1 protein-coding gene is annotated in these 1081 nt (G+C 51.2%); it reads left to right on the top strand.

Translation table 11 applies throughout. The features are described 5' to 3' along the window. Positions 1-12 precede the first annotated feature (12 nt). Entirely contained in the window at positions 13-948 is a 936-nt protein-coding gene (locus tag ACTHUT_RS21030; protein ID WP_440419745.1) for a D-2-hydroxyacid dehydrogenase, read from the top strand. Positions 949-1081 lie beyond the last annotated feature (133 nt).

Below are 1081 nucleotides of genomic sequence, written 5' to 3'. Positions count from 1 at the left end.
AGCCCGCTCCATATTGTCGTCCTCGACCGCGATACCCTCGTCAACCGCCCGTTTGATTTTAATTTTCCACATACATTGAGCAGCTACGGCACAACCGAAGCGCACGAAACGCTGGAGCGCATCCGCGGCGCGGACATTGTGATTACCAACAAAGTCGTGATTTCCGCCCAAGCATTTGCCGAAAATCCACAACTCAAGCTGGCTGCCGTTACCGCGACAGGCGTCAACAATGTGGACGTTGAAGCTGCCAAACAAAACGGCACGGCAGTATGCAATATTCGCGCTTACGGCAATGAATCCGTGGCGGAACACGCGTTTATGATGATGATTACCCTGATGCGCAACCTGCCTGCCTACCAGCGCGACGTTGCGGCAGGCTTGTGGGAAAACTCGCCGTTTTTCTGCCACCTCGGCGCACCGATGCGCGATTTGAATGGTAAAACACTGGCGATTTTCGGTCGCGGTAATATCGGTAAAACGCTGGCAACTTATGCTCAGGCTTTCAAAATGAATGTCGTGTTCGCCGAACATAAAAATGCCCAAAGCGTCCGCGACGGCTATGTTTCCTTTGACGAAGCCATCCGTTCCGCCGATGTCGTGTCGCTTAATTGTCCGCTCACGCCGCAAACGGCCAACATGATAGGCGAAGCCGAATTGCAGCAAATGAAACCCGGCGCCATCCTCATCAACTGCGGGCGCGGCGGCTTGGTTGATGAAGCCGCTTTGGTTGCGGCGTTGAAATACGGCCAAATCGGCGGGGCAGGTTTTGATGTATTGACACAAGAGCCGCCGCGCGACGGCAACCCTCTGCTGAAAGCCAGACTGCCCAACCTCATCGTTACGCCACACATTGCATGGGCAAGCCAAGAGGCCGCCAACCGTCTGTTTGACATCCTTTTGGACAACATCAACCGCTTCGTGGCCGGCAATCCGCAAAATCTAGTTTAATCTATGGAAAACCTGTTGATAAGGTTGTGAACAATTTTAAAGGCAGTCTAAACTATTCAGACGGTCTTTATTAATCCTTATTTATTTCATAAAGTTATCTATCAAATGCTTTAAATCGTTTCATTCTTCATTG

It is taken from the genome of Neisseria sp. P0022.S010 (genome assembly GCF_051956635.1).
Note: the sequence above shows the minus strand (reverse complement) of the source record. Positions and strands in the feature narration are given on the sequence as shown.